Raw genomic sequence first — 16,566 nt, 5'->3', positions numbered from 1 at the left:
TCACCTTTTTTATGTGTGATAGATAAAGTCTTCAATTGGATAGAGCGATAGATCCACTTCCGCGTCTCCTGTCAGAACGAGGTCACTCAACACTTTTCCGATGAACGGGCCGACCGTCAAACCGGATGATCCCAGACCGTTCGCGACCAACAGTTTTTCTGCCCCAGGCACCCTTCCGAGTACGGGAATTGAATTCGGTGTAACCGGACGGAAGCCGACTTTCGTCCCCACGAGTTCTGCCTCAGCAAGTCCAGGTGCCGACTCCAAACCTTTCGTCAGTACTTCGTGTACACCGATTGCAGTCGGACGAACGTCGAACGCTTTTCCTTTCTCATGTGTCGAACCGATGACCACTTTCCCGTCGTCAAATCCGAGTAAATAGCGGCGTCGTGGCGGCATGACGACCGGCCAGTCAGATGCATCTGTATCCTTCAACTGGACGTGGACGAGCTGGGCCTTTTCCCCTTCGACTCGTACCGTATATCCAAGAGGCTGTAACAGCTCCGGTAACCAAGCACCCGTCGCAAGGATGATTTCATCCGCTTCATATCTCACTCCGTCACACTCCACACCAATCTCATCTCCGCTCGTCAACCGTGCTGAACCGTTGACAAATGTGACGCCACGCTTGATAGCGACTCTCTCAAGTGCAGCGCGAAAGCGACCGCCGTCGACTCTAGCCCCTCCTGTCACGAAGAGTGCATCGTATTCATCGGATAACGGTGGGAAACGATGTTGTGCCTCTGCTGCAGTCAATCGTTCGAGTTCACCGATTTCTGGCGCTTCTTCTCGACGAAGCAAAGTTCGCTCCATCATCTGGTCGAGCTTTGTTTCTTCATGGAGCGCAAGCGTCCCGACACGTTTGTATCCGGTGTCCGTCTCCCCTTCAGCCTCCAGCTCTTTGACGACCTTAGGATAATAGCTTGCTCCGCCTTTCGCCAGTGCATACCAAGCTTTGTTGCGTCGCTGCGCAATCCACGGACATACGATTCCAGCCGCGGCATCCGTTGCTCTTCCTTCTTCTTTCCGGTCAATGACCGTTACATCCGCTTTACCAGCTAAATGATAGGCAGCCGAAACACCGACGATCCCTGACCCGATAATCACTATTTTCTTCATCATAAATCTGTCTTGCTCAGACAGATGGACACATCCTTTCGTAAAAAAATCATCGACCCAACGGATCGATGATTGATTATTATTCTCTCATCGCTAGACGATAAAGTAAATCTAACAACTCGATGTAGAGCCACACGAGCGTGACGATTAATCCGAATGCCGCGACCCATTCCAACTGTTTCGGAGCCCGAGCTTCGACTTGACTTGCGATGAAGTCGAAATCTAAGACGAGAGCGAGTGAAGCGACGATGACAATCACGAATTGAACACCGATCGCAAGTGGGCTTGAACCGGTCATGAATGCCAAGCCTGAACCGAACAAACTCATAACGAGTTGCACAAGATATAACAACATGACTGTGAACATGGCTGCCATGACACCGGCTTTAAACTTCTGTGTCACTTTGACAAGCCCTGTCGTATAGACAAACCACATCGCAAAGGCGACGACAAACGTCGTTAATACGGCACGTCCCACAATACCAGGGACCATCGCTTCAAAGAAATACGAAATCGATCCGACGAAGACACCTTCGATAATCCCGTATAGGGGTGCGACGATCGGAGCCGTATTTGGTTTAAACGTGATGAGCAAAGCAAAGATAAAGCCGAGGATGAGTGACCCGATCATGAGCGGGAACAAGAGCCCTTCTCCGATTGTCGGAACGACAAGCCATGTCGTACCGGCTGCCGCTGTCACGAGTAAAAGCAAGGTGAACACTTTAGACCATGTTCCCGCTTTCGTCATCGGTTCGGCACTGTAAGCTGAGGACTGCATTGATTTACGAAGTAATGGATTCGATTTTAAGTTCAACGTTGAATAGCTCCTTTATGGTTCAGTTACTGTTTTGCGAACACGTCGATGAACGCGCGCATATAATCTGGTAAGTCTGGCGGACGACGACTTGAGACGATATGTCCGTCGACGACGACCGGCTCATCATGCCAAATCGCTCCCGCATTTTCCATGTCATCTTTGATTCCAGGCGTGCTCGTCACGTTCACCCCGTCTAGAATGTTCGCAGAAATCAACACCCAACCGGCGTGACAGATTTGACCGATTGGTCGTTTTTGTTCATCCATATAACGGACGAATCCTTTCACCGAATCGAAACGGCGCAATAAGTCAGGAGACCATCCGCCTGGCACGAGGATCGCATCGAACGATGTAATGTCCACATCATCAAACGCCACGTCAGATTTTGCTGGCACACCGTATTTACCGATATATGCGTGATCGGCCTTCTCCCCAGCGAGGATCACGTGCGCTCCCTCTTCACGAAGGCGATGCACCGGGTACCAAAGCTCTAAATCCTCGAAGTCATTACTGACAAGTTGAAGGACTTTCTTCCCTTGTAGTTTCATCAAACCCCTCCTTTTATTCATTCCCCATTATACCCGAAAGCGACAGTCACGAAAACGAAGAATCATGATTGTTTTTCCAGGATATTGATTGTGGATGATTCTTACCACTATATCTTGTGTTTCCTCCCTACAATTGATACCTTTAGTGGTAGAAGAATGAGAAGGAGGCACATCACCTATGAAGCAATATCATGACTTATGTCGACACATCCTCGACCAAGGTGTCGTAAAGGAAGACCGGACCGGGACCGGGACAACGAGTGTATTTGGTTACCAAATGCGTTTCAATCTGCAAGAAGGGTTCCCCCTGATTACGACGAAAAAATTACATATTCGTTCCATCATTCACGAACTATTATGGTTCATCTCAGGAGAGACAAACGTCCGATACCTTCAAGAAAACGGGGTCCGTATTTGGAATGAATGGGCAGACGAGGAAGGTAATCTGGGTCCGGTGTACGGTTCACAGTGGCGTTCATTCCCACGCCCGGACGGCTCGTCCGTCGATCAACTGGCTCAAGTGATTGAACAAATCAAAACGAATCCAGATTCGAGACGGTTGATCGTGTCGGCATGGAACCCAGGACAGCTTGACGAGATGGCCCTCCCGCCATGTCATCTATTGTTCCAATTCTATGTCGCTGACGGGAAGCTCTCGTGCCAGTTATATCAACGAAGCGCCGACACCTTTTTAGGTGTTCCATTCAACATCGCATCGTATGCACTTTTGACGCACATGGTCGCACACGTGACCGGACTCGAAGTCGGCGACTTTGTCCATACCCTTGGTGATGCACACATCTACCACAACCATCTCGAACAAGTGGAACTTCAGTTGTCGCGTGACCCACGTCCGCTACCAAAACTCAACATTGTCCGAGACGTCCCTTCAATCGAATCATTCCGTTTTGAAGACTTCGAAATTCTAGGATATGATCCACATCCACATATTAAAGGAGAAGTGAGCGTATGATTTCACACGTCGTCGCATATGGGCAGAATCGGGAAATCGGGAAAGACAATGATTTATTATGGCGATTGCCAGATGACTTGAAACACTTTAAATCTATCACGTCTGGTGGCACGGTCGTCATGGGAAGAAAGACGTTTGAATCCATCGGTAAAGCGTTGCCGAACCGACGCAACATCGTCGTCACATCTGATGTTTCCTTTTCAGCCGATCAAGTCGAAGTGTGGCATGATTTAGAACGTCTCGTCGAAATGAGTCAACAGGAGGAATGGTTTGTCATCGGTGGGGCCACGTTATATGAACAGACGATGCCGATGACGAGCCGGATCTATGCAACGGAGGTCGCTGCATCGTTCGAGGCCGATACGTATTACCCCGAACGGATTGGGGAATGGTCAATTACGAGTACAATCGACCACCCGCAAGACGAAACACATGCATATGCCTTTTCATTCAAACAATACGACAAAACAGACATCGCATCATGATGTCTGTTTTTTAGTCTGGCAATTTTTCCAGCCACTGTTCAATTTTTCTCGTGATGACCTCGTCTTGTTCTCCATCCGCATAATCGTCATAGATCGCTCCGAGTTCAGACGCCGTTCGTTTCGATACAGCAAGAATGTGACTATATTTGCCTCGTTGCTCTTTCACAGCAGACAACGTCCCTTTCGCTTCTTGCGCACGCGCATCATCCAAGACGAACATCTCGATATTGTCATTACAAGAATACGCCTCGTAAGGACGGTATACGACTTCATATCGGCGATGCTCTTTCGGGAGTCGATCAGCAAGCGATGTATAGGTATTGGCAGACATCGTCACATAGGCGATTCGCTTCTCCTCACGAACAGCAGAAGTGTATCGGACGACACGATTTCGACCATCTCGTTTCGCCTTATACAGCGCCTCATCTGCGTAGGCACACCACTCTCCAAGTGTATAGCCAGTCTGGCAGACTCGGGTGTATCCAATCGACACCGTCACCTGATGATCGTATGGAAACTCCATCTCTTCGATGCGAGTTCTGACTCGCTCAAGTACCGATTCGACGATTGCACGGTCTGAAACGTTCAAGAGGATCAAAAATTCTTCGCCTCCGTATCGGATGAGCTCATCACTAGAGCGAATGGCATGACGGATTTCTTCAGAAACACGATGAAGCACATCATCCCCATACGAGTGACCGAACGTATCGTTCAATTGTTTAAAGTGATCGATATCGAGCAGTGCAACGGCAAAACTCTCACCAGACCGCTCCAATCTTGAGATGAACCGAGAAAAGGTCGCCTTTAAATACTTACGGTTGAAAGCACCCGTTAATTCATCCACGAGTAACGCTTTTGATACGAGACGGGATTTTTCAATATGTAGCCCGAGACGCACCAATCGTTCCTCCATCGGCACCCACGATTCCCAATAATCGTCGAATCCATATGAATAAGCAGCAAGACGATAGTGTTCATTCGTTCCGATGACAATGAGGGGAACGTAGAGTTTTCTCATTTTGCTAACGAACGATTGGATATCTCGCTCTTTAAATTGTGGCCATAATTCAACGTCCATAATGATGGCTTTTGGCACATCCTCATAATCGTATTCCACGGCTTCTTCAAGGGTCTGCAAAAATACCGGACGTGCCCCGAGCTTTTCAACGCGCGACTTGTAACGGCTAAATGTGGAAAAGCTTGCGGATAAGATAAGGACGAGATCTTCGTCCTCTTGTTCAATCCCCAAGACGGTATGGATATAACGTTTCACAGGAGAGATCAAGGTCAAAGCTTCCGCTTGTGTAAGGACGCTTGGCAACTCCTTCGCGTCAGACTCGACACGACTAAAGATTTCTAACAAATGCATCAACCGTCGTTGCCGAACTTCCTTCTTCATCCAATCGAGTAGAAACTCGATATCGCTTTTTGGAATTTGTCTCGACTCCGATATCTTTTTCAAAATCATATGTATACGCTCAGTGAGTTGACCTTGCTCCATTCCCGTCCCCCCTATGTTCGTACTCCCCGAATTCTCTTATGTTTCGATTATGCGACTTCTCAGGATAAAATACAACTATTTCCTTATTTATTTTCTGTTGTTTTACATATAACTAGGACCTACGCCCTAAAAAAGACATACTAAAAGCGGTCTTGCGACCGCTTTGTGTTATTTTTTCACTTTTAAGTTTGGTGACGTCATTTCCTCCGGACGAATCCATTGATCAAATTGCTCTTCCGTTAATAAACCAGTTTCTAAGGCTGCTTCTTTCAAAGAAGTACCGTTTTTATGTGCCAATTTCGCAATTTTTGCCGCATTTTCGTAGCCAATATGCGGGTTAAGTGCTGTAACGAGCATGAGTGACTGTTCCACATTACGTGAGATCACTTCATGATTTGGTTCGATTCCGACAGCGCAATGATCATTGAACGAATGTAAGCTGTCCGTCAATAGACGACAAGTCTGTAGGAAATTATACATGATGACTGGTTTGAAGACGTTCAATTCAAAGTTCCCTTGACTCGCCCCGAAACCGATTGTCGCATCATTTCCGAGTACTTGTGCGGCAACCATTGTGAGCGCCTCACTTTGAGTCGGGTTAACTTTCCCCGGCATGATTGAACTTCCTGGTTCGTTCTCCGGAATGGTGATTTCTCCGATTCCTGCACGTGGTCCAGAAGCCAACCATCGCACATCGTTCGCAATCTTCATCGCGTCCATCGCTAAGGCTTTTAATGCACCATGCGTGAAGACGAGTTGATCGTGACTTGTAAGGGCGTGGAACTTGTTGACGGCTGTTACAAACGGTTTGCCCGTCTCATCTGAGATTTTCTTCGCTACAACTTCACCGAACTCAGGGTGTGCGTTGATCCCTGTTCCGACAGCCGTTCCTCCAAGTGCAAGCTCCGTAAGTGGTTCAATCGTGCGCTCGATCATCTGTTTTGACAATTCAAGCATCCGGACCCACCCACTAATTTCTTGACCGAGTGTGACCGGCGTCGCGTCTTGAAGGTGCGTCCGACCAATTTTGACGATATCCTTAAACGCCTCCGCTTTTTGTGAAAGGGTTTGATAAAGCGAGTCGATTGCTGGAAGGACATCATCTTGTACGGAAAGGATGGCGGCGATGTGCATCGCGGTCGGATACGTATCATTCGAGCTTTGCGATTTGTTGACATCATCATTCGGATGAATCGTGATAGATGCTCCACGAGCCTGTAACTTTTCGTTCGCAAGATACGCAATGACCTCGTTGACGTTCATGTTTGACTGCGTGCCCGATCCTGTCTGCCAGACGACAAGCGGGAATTCCGCGTCATGCTGCCCTGCTAAAATCTCATCTGCCACCTCTGCGATGATTGCTGCTTTCTCTTCCTCGAGTACACCGAGTTCAGCGTTTGCTAAAGCTGCACCTTTTTTCAAAATGGCAAATGCGTATACGATTTCAAGCGGCATCTTCTCCGCACCAATTTTAAAGTTTTCAAGACTACGTTGCGTTTGTGCTCCCCATTTCGCCGTAGCTGGAACTTTAATTTCCCCCATTGTGTCCCGTTCGATCCGATAATCCATGTATAATTCCCCCTCTATAGTTGACTACGCTTTCATTTTAGCGAAAAACCATCTAAAAAGAAATGACTCCGTCAAAAAAGCGACCAAGAATGATCTCGGTCGCTTAATTCATTCCATTCAATGCGTCGCGTGCAATCACGTCCGCTCGATTCTCCGCTCGTGGGACCCATTTTAAGAACACGGTCGGCAATTCATCGTAGGCAATCAGTGCTTTCAGAAACAGAGGCTTCGCCGAAGCATCTTTCATGAAACGTTGCTCTAGTGCGCGAACAATCACTTCGGCGTCGGAATACAGCATGAATGAGGTTTCACCTTTTAATGCATGCGCTTGTTCCAGTGCATAAGCACATGCAGCCAATTCCGCATGAACGCTTGTCAATCCTTGCATGCGACGTTTAAACGTCGATACGGTACCGTCGGAAGACTTGATCCACACACCGATTCCATTATCTCCAGTCGTCTGATTGGTGGCCGCGTCAAAATAGATGTGAACCAAACCGGTACGCCTCCCAATCTGTATTGACAGGAGCATGGATATCAATCTGTGACAGTCGTTTCGACAAGAGCGCGATTTCTTCATGACCGTCTAGTTTTTTTGCATATTTTTGATGGGGCGCTTCGAGTGTTTCATTTTGAACATGCATATAAAGCGTCTCAATCGTATCGTAATGCTGAATTAAAATCGTCGCCGTCTTCGGACCGATGCCACGTACACCTGGGATGTTATCCGAAGAGTCTCCCTGCAATGCCTTCACGTCGACAAACTGATATGGTTTCACGCCATACATCAATTCAAAAGAAGCTTCATTGACGAGCTGCTCCTCACCTTTTTTCGGCATGATTTGAAACACGTTCGGAGACAACAACTGAAGTAAATCGCGGTCCGAGGAATAGAGATATGATTCACCCGGGAACACTGTCGCGACGGCGCCCATCAAATCATCCGCTTCATATCCAGTCAACTCGGATTGTAAGATGCCTCGTTCATCCAAAGCGGCTCTCAATTTCAAATAGTCTTCGAAAAGTGGTTCCGGGAGTCCATTACGCGTTGCTTTATATTCAGGATACATCGCATAGCGGTGGGTAGACTCTCGTGTCCCGTCCCAAAAGAAAGCGATATGGGAAAAGTCTGTCGTCCAGGAATCCACCTTTCGAAGTAATCCTTTCACAGTCACTTCCGGATCTTGTGCTCGTCTTCGCTCCGTCGCAAAATAATAACGGGACAACAAATTAAAGCCGTCAACTAGAATAAGCTTCATCTTGCTCCACCTCACATGCTTTTAATCCCCGTGCTAGTGCATCTTGGTCTAGTTCCTTCCCAATCCAAACAAATACGGAACGGTCCCCTTCATGCATCTCATTTGCAAATGTCGCGCCCATCAACTGATTCGTCGCTTGAATGACAAACTTGCACTCCTCATCCTGTAAGCGGACAATCGCCTTCATCCGATACATCGCATCTTCGTAGTGCATCAAGACTTCACGAACGTAACGGGTCACGCGCTCCCGAGACAACGGACGCTCGGCACTCAACGTGATCGCACGAAGGGAGGAGACCGATTCACTCGTCTCTGTCAGTTGACTCAACTTCTGTTCATCGACACGTGACAGTTGGAACGTATTCTCAAGTAATTCGTAATCGCCTTCTGTTTGAATCGTCTCTACAATCCTAACCGTCGGATTGAGTTGTTCGATTCGGCGGCGTGCTTGATCGAGTTCATCCGACGACACTAAATCGGTTTTATTTAACAAAATGAGATCGGCATAAGCGATTTGATGAATCCCTTCTTTGAACAGTTCACGGTCCATTTGACTGGCATCCACAACCGTCAAGATGGCGTTCATTTTAAAGTGTTGACGTAAGTACTCGTCATAATAAATCGTCTGAATGATTGGTGCGGGATCGGCGACACCGGTCGTCTCGATGATGACTCGGTTGAATGTTTCTTGCTTTGCCGCGAGTTGATAGAACGTCTTACTCAAATCATTTTGGATGGAACAGCAAATACATCCGTTTGAGAGTTCGATTTGCTCTTGGTCCATCTTGACGATCAATTGTTCATCGATATTTATCGCGCCGAGCTCGTTGACGATCAGACAAATCTTTTCATCCGTCGCCGCGAGTAAGCGGTTCATATACGTTGTCTTGCCTGCTCCTAAAAACCCGGTCACTAATTGTACGGGAATCATGATACCACCCTTTTCTTACAAATCTTCGTGCGCGCGAGCCCATTTCTCATAACGCGCATCCAATAAATCAATCAAGTGAAGCATCCAAGCCTCCGTCGTCATCGGGAGGACACTCGATCCCCACTCACGTTTCCCATGATGTGATAAAATCATGTGCCAGATTCGATGGTGGACATCCAATGGCAGTCGCGTCGACGTCTGGCGTAACGTTTCTTCAAACAATAGCCCACCGTATGGCATATGCCCGATTAGTGTGCCCATCGGGTTGATGGAGATGCCGGTCGTTTCACTTGTGCCCTCAACAGAAGATAACTTTTCAAAACGATTCGGACTAGATAACAGATGGCTGTATTCATATATTTTTCCGATGTCGTGGAAAAGGATTCCAAGTGCGAGTTCATCCCAATTCAACGGTTCTTTCCGCTCGGCCATCGCTTCACAGGCGGCATACAACGATTCAAACGCTCCTTTATATGCCTGTTCGATTTTAACACCGTTCATCGTATTCCAAAGGTCGACTTTGTGCAACTGCTCCGCTTCTTTGATAACACGAAACACCATCGCCAAATAGTCATCTTGCTCTTGAATCCGATAGCCGAGACGAAGCATACACACGGTATGCTTCAATAGACCTCCCGCATAGTTATGATGGTGGTAGAGTGCCGCTGGCGATAGTACGAAATCATCCCAAACGAAATCAAGGAGGCCGTAGGCGATCTGTTGATAGGTCGGTGACAACGTATCAATCAAACTGAACAATTCATCCGCAAACTGCTCCATCGTCTCATCCCCTGGCAAGCCTGGTAATAACGAGATTACCTCATCTTTTGAGATAGGATGGACGCGGTCAATCGTAATCGATTTGGCGCCATCCGGTTTTGGATAGACATCGATTTTCCCGGACAATTCGATGACACCCGATTCATAGATTGGAAGTAGTTCACTCTCATTTCCACGTAGCCAATGTTTGGCACGCATCATCCCGTTCGCCGTCGTGATACTTAGTTGAAGCCATTTCGCACTATTCTTTCCTTCTCTAACCTCGACTGTACTGACGAGCGCTTTTGTTTGGACAGGGGTCCCATCGGCTAACTGGTCTAAACGGTCCTTTGATTTTTCTATTTGCGGTATTTGAAATCGATCACGGTTCATTGATGAACCGATGACTGGATCAATTTGTTGATAATAGTTCATAATCATTCCCTCCTCGCATCTTCTGACATTGTATCGTGTTTCCGCTCATTAGGCGAACATACTTTCTAATAGGGTCTCGATTTTGCCATCATTATATTGAAAGCGCTTACGATTATTGATACGATAAAAGTAGTTCGATAAAGGGGGAAACGAGAATGATTTCATTAATCGATACGTATGAGCGTTTCATCGCCTCGGGGGAAGCGACACGTTATGCACAAGAACAACAATCCATTGAACATATTCTACAAGCGTCAACTTGTCCGGTGGGCATGCAGGACTTAGAACAGTCACTCACGCATCTGTCCGGTAATCCTTATGCTAAAGATGCATCACTCGACAAAATTGTCGAACATGAGATGAAAGGGGCCATGGCGGCGCTTGAGCTTTCTGGTTACCCACTTCAGACACCGCTAGCGAAAGCAGTCATCTTGTCTGCGTTCGCTCGAACGAACCGACTCAATATTGATAAGCTAAAAGAACTGAGCCACGCCGATCTTCTCGTTCGAATTCAATCGGCAGAGCGCGCTTGGAAGCGGACATACACATTGTTACACCGTTCGACGCCGACTCAGATTTGTGGTCAAATGGATTCACTCCTCGGTGGATGCGCTATCCAACGCGTTCTTGAGGCAATTAAACAACCGGGAACGACAAAAACAGCATAAGAAAAGGAGCGGTCCCCGGGCCGCTCCTTTTCTTATGCTCATCCTTCTGTTACTTCAACTGCATCCGGCTCATATAACGTCACGTTACGTGCCGGAGAGAATGTCGAAATCGCATGTTTATAGATCAATTGTTGACGACCTTCTGACTCGACGATGACGGTAAAGTTATCAAATGACTTGATGACACCTCGAATTTGAAACCCGCTCACTAAAAATACGGTCGTTGGTACCATTTCTTTTCGAAGTTGATTCAAAAAATGGTCTTGGATGTTGTAGCTCGCTTTCATGCTGGATTCCCCCTAGTCTTTATCTCTTTAAAATAATCGGAATTTTCGAAAAAACCCCTCTACATCATCATAAATATTTTTATATGATAGTTCAAATGATTTTCGACCCATATCCACCCAAATTCCATCAAATTGATGACGGAACCAAGTTAATTGCCGTTTTGCGAACTGTCTTGTGTGCTGCTTAAGCAAATCTGTCGCTTTCTCTTTCGAGATGTTTCCATCGATGAATGGAATCACTTCTTTATACCCGATGGCTCGCATCGCCTGCGTCTCACGATATCCTTGTGCCAAAAGTCGTTCGACTTCCTCGACCAGTCCTGCTTCCATCATCGCATCGACGCGTTGATTGATTCGGTCGTATAATATCTCACGATCTGCGTGGAGGACGAACAATCGATAATCATAATGTTCGGATGGCGCACTGTCCGTCGTCTGTGTATCCCCTTGCATCGCTACCTCGAGCGCCCGCACGACGCGACGGACATTATTCGGGTGAATCGTAGCCGCACGCTCTGGGTCAAGTTGAACTAATCTTTGATGTAACGCCTCACGTCCTTCGACTTCTGCCAACCGTTCGAGATCAGCCCGCAACGCCTCATCCACAGGTCGCTCCACGAATTCATAGTCATATAAAATCGAGCGAATGTATAATCCTGTTCCTCCGACAATAATCGGTAATTTGCCACGGGCATAAATATCATCGATGGCGGCACGAGCCAACTGTTGAAAAGCTGCGACACTCATGGCATCATCCGGGTCACAAATATCGATCAAATGATGCGGGATCCCTTCGGCCTCTTCTTTCGTCACTTTTGCTGAACCGATGTCCATGCCCCGGTATACTTGAACCGAGTCACCCGAGACAATCTCGCCGTCGAACGCTTTTGCGAGTTCGATGCCCGTCTTCGTTTTGCCAACAGCGGTCGGACCGACGATGACGACGACAGGTGTTTTTTTCATACTTCTCACTCCTCAATTAAAAACCCGTCTCCTCGCGAGACGGGCCATCAAATTCTTCTTTTTATTCTATCATCAAATACGACGGCAAACAGCATCCAACCACATAAAAGTAATCCGAGTAATAACACGAGACCATCACTCATCTGCTTTCGCCTCCTTTAGCTTCCTCATTCCCACTTTTCACATTTTAGACACAAAAGCAACTGTAAAAAAGCACACTCAACAAAAAGTGCGCATTCCATCATCATCATCATCATCATCATTCAAAACAAATATTCAATCGTCATCTATTAACCTCTGAACCAATCCCAAAAATGAGCGCCTTGGGCGACAATCAAATAGTCGAACCAGCGTGTATAATCCATCGGAAGTTTTTCGGTGTCATCTGTGTAAGTCAAAAATTCTCCAACCCAAATGTAGTTTTCATGTTCATTGACGACCTCGCAAACAATCCATTCCCCATCTCTCCCGGCTCCGACGGGAATGAATTGTTCAGGACACTCCCATATTTCCCGATACTCGATCATTTCATCTACACTAAAAAGTCGGATTCCTCCACCGTATGTCGGGTGAACAAACAGGTCAGCGCCGTTATGGGTCTTCAAGAAGTGAATAATGTCGATTGGGATTATTTGCTTCAATCGCTTAATTTCAACTTCCATCGCAGGCTCACTGAATAGAAAGTGTAACGTGTCTACATATCCCTCTTCATTTTGTATTTCAATCTGATTATTGACGAGTCTACTTTTCAACGTTTCAAGTGCAATCATCAACTCAACCCCACTTTTTGAAATTAACGACATTCGTACCGTATCTTTCATTTTCATTTTTCTAAGTATAGTATATATCGATCTTTCATCGTTCAATAAAAAAAGGTCGTCAGGCACGACTTGATCGCGCTCGATGACCTCGAATCATTTTCAATTCATCATGAAGCAATTTCAATCGTCTGTTTCGTACGTTTGACAGAAACGATGAAGTACAGGATTGCCGTACCGCTCGCCGCCCACCAAACCATGTCATACCATCCGTTCATCAGTCCAGCCATCCCAACCATCGCCGGGACAATCAGCGTCAACCATGATAATACGAGGGCGACACGTGCTGTGATGGTCTCGTTCGGTTTCCCGAGTCCCATTCCAAAGAAGAACAACGCCCAAAGGAATGACCAGAAGAACCACGTCAATGCCCCCATCGGATCACTTTCTGCAATCGCCATTGCGCCATAAAAAGCAGCTGCAATCGAAACGAATAATGAGAACCAGCCAACGCCACGTCCGTCTAAATTCAAAATAAACGTCACCCCTACATATAAATAAGTGAACGCAAATAGATAGATACTCGCAAGACCGAATTGCTCTTCTGGACTCGCCCCAATCAATAACCATGTGGCGATAAACGTTTGTAAGAGTCCCGTAAACAAACTAAAAAATCCTGCGCTCTTGCTATCCACTTTCCCGAGAAGAACGAGACTATTTAAAAACAGTGCGACGCCACCGAATAGTAAACTTACATTACCCACACTCATTACCCCTTTGTACAGATGTCTGACCTTTAATCTACTGTATCACTTTAGCTTGAATTCGCTTTCAGTGCAAGGGGATTTTTAAGTGTTCACGAGAACGCCACGCCTTACTCGTTCTCAAGGGTTTGGATGGCCTCGTCAATTCGCTCTTGTTCCTCATCCGTGAAAGTCGGATACTGTGGATCAATCCGTTCAAGAACTTCAATCATGACTGACGAAATAATTAAACGACTATACCACTCATCATCTGCCGGCAACACATACCAGGGTGAGACTTCCGTTGATGTGTGCGACAACATCTCGGCAAAGATTCCTTGATATTCTTCCCAATGCTGCCGCTCCTCGATGTCACTGAAGGAGAATTCCCAATTCTTTTTCGGATCCTTTAATCGTTCAAGCAAACGGTCTCGTTGTTTATCTTTAGATACATTGAAAAAGAACTTGATGACTTCGAATCCGTTTTCCTGTAAATAGCGTTCATAATCGTTGATTTGACGATATCGCATCTGCCAGACCTCTTCCTGGTCCATTTCCTCCGGAAGTACTTCGTCCCCCAACAAATCATGGACACGAGGCGCAATGACCTCTTCGTAATGGGATCGGTTTAAAATTCCGACCTGTCCTCTTTCTGGTAACAAATCATGCATTCGCCACAGATAGTCGTGCTTTTTCTCCGTATCGGAAGGTTTTTGAAACGCATTCGTCTTCAGTCCTTGGGCGTTCAAATTTGAAAAGATATAGCTGATCGCCTCATCTTTTCCACCCGCATCAAGCGCCTGCAAGACGACGATAATCCCTTTCTTACTCTCGGCATATAATCGCCAATGTAGTTCTTTCAATCGCTCGACACTGTTCGGAATGAGTTCAGTCGTCAAGGTGTCATCCTCCGGTTTGTCTGAAACAGTCGTTGGAATATCATCTAATTGAATCTTGCTGTTCGGTGACACAATAAATTCCTTCGTGTTCATACTCGTTCTCCTTTTCGCTCGACGTTCAACCTTGATTTACCCAAAAACTGCATAAGAAAATCCCTTCCGAAAATTTCGGAAGAGATGTTGAGAACTTAGTAGATTCCGACAGCGTCAAATGATTTCGCAGCTGATACCGCTTGCGGACTTGTCGCACCGTAAAGGTCTTTCGCAGATTGTACGACCGCTTGACGAAGGCTTGAGAAGTTAGACGTTGGTGTCAAGTAAACATTGAGGGCACGGTAGTAGATATCCCCCATCGCCATGACTCCCACACCTTGTACCGATACGCCGTAGTGCGATCCACCGTTACCTAAGAGGTATGCCGCTTTGTTGACGATACCTGAGTTGATGTGAACCCCACCATTATCTTGTGTGCCTGTGTAACGTTTTGAGTAGTGATCTGGGTCACCGTATGCAGCCGGGTTCGCCATCGAACGAAGTCCGTCGCCTGCTACACCTGGTGTGTAGATGTCTTCTCCTACCAACCAGTCGAAGTTAGTGCCGACGCTATATTCCGCCACTGTACCTAGGATATCCGATACTGCTTCATTGATCGCCCCAGACTCGTTTTGATAGATCAGTCCTGCCGTGTATTCCGTGACCGCGTGAGTCAATTCGTGAGCGACTACGTCAAGTGCACCTGAAAGATACGTGAACGTTTGACCGTCTCCGTCTCCGTATACCATCTTACTTCCGTCCCAGAACGCATTGTTGTAGCTACGGCTGTAGTGAACCGTTGAGTTCAATGCAGCTCCGGCGTTGTCATAGCTGTTCCGTCCGTAAGTGTTTTTGTAGAAATCATATGTCTTTGTCGCGTTGACGTGTGCAGAGACAGCGGCACGGTCATAAGTCGTGTTCAAGACGTTATCCACGTCAGCCCATAGCGAACCTGGGAGTGTCGTACGGTTTTTCGCATCGTACGTATAGATTCCCTTTCCACGCGTTGAATCTTGGAGATAATAGTAAGATCCGCTCTTCGTTGTCTTGAACGTTTGGCTGTAGCCGAGAACATCGATTCCCGTTCCCGTATATGTCGTACCTGTCACACCTTTCGTCGGTCTTGCATGAGCTAACTGGTCAAATTTATTAAGTACCTCACCCGTTCCAGCATCGATGAAGTATGTCCAACGTGACGGCTCTTCCGCTTCAAGGATTGTTCCGGTCACTTGATATGCATAAACCGACTTCTCACCTTTTGGATAAACAATCAATTCCGCTTCCGGTTCGAGCTCGTAGGCCCCTTTATGTCCGACAAGCTTTTTGTAACTCGCGATGGCTTTCTTTTCAGTTAACTTGATCGACTTATGTAGGTTCTTGACCGATTTCGCATCATCCACGACTGTCTTCAATTGACCCGCTTCATCTACGACACCGACTACCACACCACCGAATACTGGCACGCCATCAACTGTCTGTTGGAGCTTAACCACTTTCCCGACTTTGTCTGATTTCGACTCGATCGTCTTGAACTCACCTTTTGATTTGACGTACTCTTTTACAATCGTTGTCGGTGCACTTTCTGATGGTTTCGTCAGAGTGCCTGACTTCAATTCTGCCGCACCGACCAATTGTGGTACGAGCAATACGCCTGCGATTAATGATGTAGAAACAACTTTTTTCATGTGTTTACCTCCTTTGTGATGATTCTTACTTTACACACTTTCCCACAAAGGCTGTATCCATCTTTTTAATTATTTTGATAATTCATAATATTGAGTATTTAGAACCATTCATTCTATTTACGACCTAATTTTAT

Annotated in this window: 18 protein-coding genes; 3 read left to right on the top strand and 15 right to left on the bottom strand. The window is 46.7% G+C overall.

The genetic code is table 11. The annotated features are described in order from the left end of the window. Positions 1–9: 9 nt before the first annotated feature. The 3 genes from KNO70_RS10350 to KNO70_RS10340 form a co-directional block, all read right to left on the bottom strand. Entirely contained in the window at positions 10–1,122 is a 1,113-nt protein-coding gene (locus KNO70_RS10350) for an NAD(P)/FAD-dependent oxidoreductase (protein WP_353047366.1), read from the bottom strand. 76 nt (positions 1,123–1,198) lie between these two features. After that, positions 1,199–1,933 carry a Bax inhibitor-1/YccA family protein gene (locus KNO70_RS10345; RefSeq protein ID WP_074037099.1) on the bottom strand — a complete coding sequence of 245 codons (735 nt, stop codon included), beginning with the start codon at positions 1,931–1,933 and terminating at the stop codon, positions 1,199–1,201. Between the two features lie 26 nt (positions 1,934–1,959). Next, a complete protein-coding gene (locus KNO70_RS10340) occupies positions 1,960–2,484 on the bottom strand; it encodes a type 1 glutamine amidotransferase domain-containing protein (RefSeq protein WP_074037100.1) in 525 nt (174 codons plus the stop codon). A 178-nt stretch (positions 2,485–2,662) separates the two neighbouring features. Here KNO70_RS10340 and KNO70_RS10335 point away from each other — a divergent pair, with 178 nt between their 5' ends. Together KNO70_RS10335 and KNO70_RS10330 are read left to right on the top strand one after the other, a co-directional pair. Beyond that, a complete protein-coding gene (locus KNO70_RS10335) occupies positions 2,663–3,457 on the top strand; it encodes a thymidylate synthase (RefSeq protein WP_214684381.1) in 795 nt (264 codons plus the stop codon). Next, positions 3,454–3,942, top strand: coding sequence for a dihydrofolate reductase (locus KNO70_RS10330; protein WP_078146824.1), 489 nt, complete (start codon positions 3,454–3,456; stop codon positions 3,940–3,942). Before KNO70_RS10335 ends, KNO70_RS10330 begins: the two co-directional genes overlap by 4 nt. A gap of 10 nt (positions 3,943–3,952) precedes the next feature. Here the strand turns inward: KNO70_RS10330 and KNO70_RS10325 are convergent, their stop codons facing one another. The 6 genes from KNO70_RS10325 to KNO70_RS10300 all read right to left on the bottom strand — a co-directional run bounded on the left by KNO70_RS10325 (position 3,953) and on the right by KNO70_RS10300 (position 10,396). After that, positions 3,953–5,443, bottom strand: a complete 1,491-nt coding sequence (locus tag KNO70_RS10325) for a GGDEF domain-containing protein (RefSeq protein ID WP_078146823.1) — start codon at positions 5,441–5,443, stop codon at positions 3,953–3,955. A 168-nt stretch (positions 5,444–5,611) separates the two neighbouring features. Next, complete coding sequence (gene fumC / locus KNO70_RS10320) at positions 5,612–7,012, bottom strand: class II fumarate hydratase (RefSeq protein ID WP_214684382.1); 1,401 nt, start codon at positions 7,010–7,012, stop codon at positions 5,612–5,614. A gap of 103 nt (positions 7,013–7,115) precedes the next feature. Continuing rightward, entirely contained in the window at positions 7,116–7,508 is a 393-nt protein-coding gene (locus KNO70_RS10315) for a reverse transcriptase-like protein (RefSeq protein ID WP_074037105.1), read from the bottom strand. Next, a complete protein-coding gene (locus KNO70_RS10310; protein WP_214731372.1) occupies positions 7,489–8,271 on the bottom strand; it encodes a 5'-3' exonuclease in 783 nt (260 codons plus the stop codon). The genes KNO70_RS10315 and KNO70_RS10310 overlap by 20 nt, the downstream gene beginning before the upstream one ends. Continuing rightward, complete coding sequence (locus tag KNO70_RS10305; RefSeq protein WP_214684384.1) at positions 8,252–9,202, bottom strand: CobW family GTP-binding protein; 951 nt, start codon at positions 9,200–9,202, stop codon at positions 8,252–8,254. The genes KNO70_RS10310 and KNO70_RS10305 overlap by 20 nt, the downstream gene beginning before the upstream one ends. A 15-nt stretch (positions 9,203–9,217) precedes the next feature. After that, a complete protein-coding gene (locus tag KNO70_RS10300; protein WP_078146818.1) occupies positions 9,218–10,396 on the bottom strand; it encodes an HD domain-containing protein in 1,179 nt (392 codons plus the stop codon). 155 nt (positions 10,397–10,551) lie between these two features. On the opposite strand from KNO70_RS10300, the gene KNO70_RS10295 reads away from it, so the two are divergent. After that, positions 10,552–11,064, top strand: coding sequence for a hypothetical protein (locus KNO70_RS10295; RefSeq protein ID WP_012726186.1), 513 nt, complete (start codon positions 10,552–10,554; stop codon positions 11,062–11,064). A 38-nt stretch (positions 11,065–11,102) separates the two neighbouring features. On the opposite strand, the gene hfq is transcribed toward KNO70_RS10295, so the two are convergent. The 6 genes from hfq to KNO70_RS10265 all read right to left on the bottom strand — a co-directional run bounded on the left by hfq (position 11,103) and on the right by KNO70_RS10265 (position 16,432). After that, a complete protein-coding gene (hfq, locus tag KNO70_RS10290) occupies positions 11,103–11,351 on the bottom strand; it encodes an RNA chaperone Hfq (protein WP_012726185.1) in 249 nt (82 codons plus the stop codon). Between the two features lie 27 nt (positions 11,352–11,378). Beyond that, the gene (gene miaA / locus KNO70_RS10285; RefSeq protein ID WP_078146817.1) at positions 11,379–12,314 is read right to left on the bottom strand and encodes a tRNA (adenosine(37)-N6)-dimethylallyltransferase MiaA; all 936 of its coding nucleotides are present in this window, start codon (positions 12,312–12,314) and stop codon (positions 11,379–11,381) included. 290 nt (positions 12,315–12,604) lie between these two features. Beyond that, positions 12,605–13,084, bottom strand: a complete 480-nt coding sequence (locus KNO70_RS10280; protein ID WP_168169843.1) for an SMI1/KNR4 family protein — start codon at positions 13,082–13,084, stop codon at positions 12,605–12,607. Between the two features lie 158 nt (positions 13,085–13,242). Then, positions 13,243–13,842 carry an AmiS/UreI family transporter gene (locus KNO70_RS10275; protein ID WP_240499815.1) on the bottom strand — a complete coding sequence of 200 codons (600 nt, stop codon included), beginning with the start codon at positions 13,840–13,842 and terminating at the stop codon, positions 13,243–13,245. 104 nt (positions 13,843–13,946) lie between these two features. After that, positions 13,947–14,807, bottom strand: coding sequence for a PPK2 family polyphosphate kinase (locus tag KNO70_RS10270; RefSeq protein ID WP_078146815.1), 861 nt, complete (start codon positions 14,805–14,807; stop codon positions 13,947–13,949). A gap of 95 nt (positions 14,808–14,902) precedes the next feature. Then, complete coding sequence (locus KNO70_RS10265; RefSeq protein WP_214684387.1) at positions 14,903–16,432, bottom strand: M4 family metallopeptidase; 1,530 nt, start codon at positions 16,430–16,432, stop codon at positions 14,903–14,905. Positions 16,433–16,566: the final 134 nt, after the last annotated feature.

It is taken from the genome of Exiguobacterium sp. s181 (assembly GCF_018617125.1).
Classification (GTDB): Bacteria; Bacillota; Bacilli; order Exiguobacteriales; family Exiguobacteriaceae; genus Exiguobacterium; species Exiguobacterium profundum.
This window is presented reverse-complemented; position numbering and strand designations above follow the sequence as displayed.

Coding starts and splice junctions, on each gene's coding strand:
- fumC (WP_214684382.1), bottom strand. CDS start 7,012: ATGGATTATCGGATCGAACGGGACACAATGGGGGAAATTAAAGTTCCA.
- KNO70_RS10350 (WP_353047366.1), bottom strand. CDS start 1,122: ATGATGAAGAAAATAGTGATTATCGGGTCAGGGATCGTCGGTGTTTCG.
- miaA (WP_078146817.1), bottom strand. CDS start 12,314: ATGAAAAAAACACCTGTCGTCGTCATCGTCGGTCCGACCGCTGTTGGC.
- KNO70_RS10335 (WP_214684381.1), top strand. CDS start 2,663: ATGAAGCAATATCATGACTTATGTCGACACATCCTCGACCAAGGTGTC.
- KNO70_RS10265 (WP_214684387.1), bottom strand. CDS start 16,432: ATGAAAAAAGTTGTTTCTACATCATTAATCGCAGGCGTATTGCTCGTA.
- KNO70_RS10310 (WP_214731372.1), bottom strand. CDS start 8,271: ATGAAGCTTATTCTAGTTGACGGCTTTAATTTGTTGTCCCGTTATTAT.
- KNO70_RS10275 (WP_240499815.1), bottom strand. CDS start 13,842: ATGAGTGTGGGTAATGTAAGTTTACTATTCGGTGGCGTCGCACTGTTT.
- KNO70_RS10330 (WP_078146824.1), top strand. CDS start 3,454: ATGATTTCACACGTCGTCGCATATGGGCAGAATCGGGAAATCGGGAAA.
- KNO70_RS10305 (WP_214684384.1), bottom strand. CDS start 9,202: ATGATTCCCGTACAATTAGTGACCGGGTTTTTAGGAGCAGGCAAGACA.
- KNO70_RS10340 (WP_074037100.1), bottom strand. CDS start 2,484: ATGAAACTACAAGGGAAGAAAGTCCTTCAACTTGTCAGTAATGACTTC.
- KNO70_RS10280 (WP_168169843.1), bottom strand. CDS start 13,084: ATGATTGCACTTGAAACGTTGAAAAGTAGACTCGTCAATAATCAGATT.
- KNO70_RS10300 (WP_078146818.1), bottom strand. CDS start 10,396: ATGAACTATTATCAACAAATTGATCCAGTCATCGGTTCATCAATGAAC.
- hfq (WP_012726185.1), bottom strand. CDS start 11,351: ATGAAAGCGAGCTACAACATCCAAGACCATTTTTTGAATCAACTTCGA.
- KNO70_RS10295 (WP_012726186.1), top strand. CDS start 10,552: ATGATTTCATTAATCGATACGTATGAGCGTTTCATCGCCTCGGGGGAA.
- KNO70_RS10325 (WP_078146823.1), bottom strand. CDS start 5,443: ATGGAGCAAGGTCAACTCACTGAGCGTATACATATGATTTTGAAAAAG.
- KNO70_RS10270 (WP_078146815.1), bottom strand. CDS start 14,807: ATGAACACGAAGGAATTTATTGTGTCACCGAACAGCAAGATTCAATTA.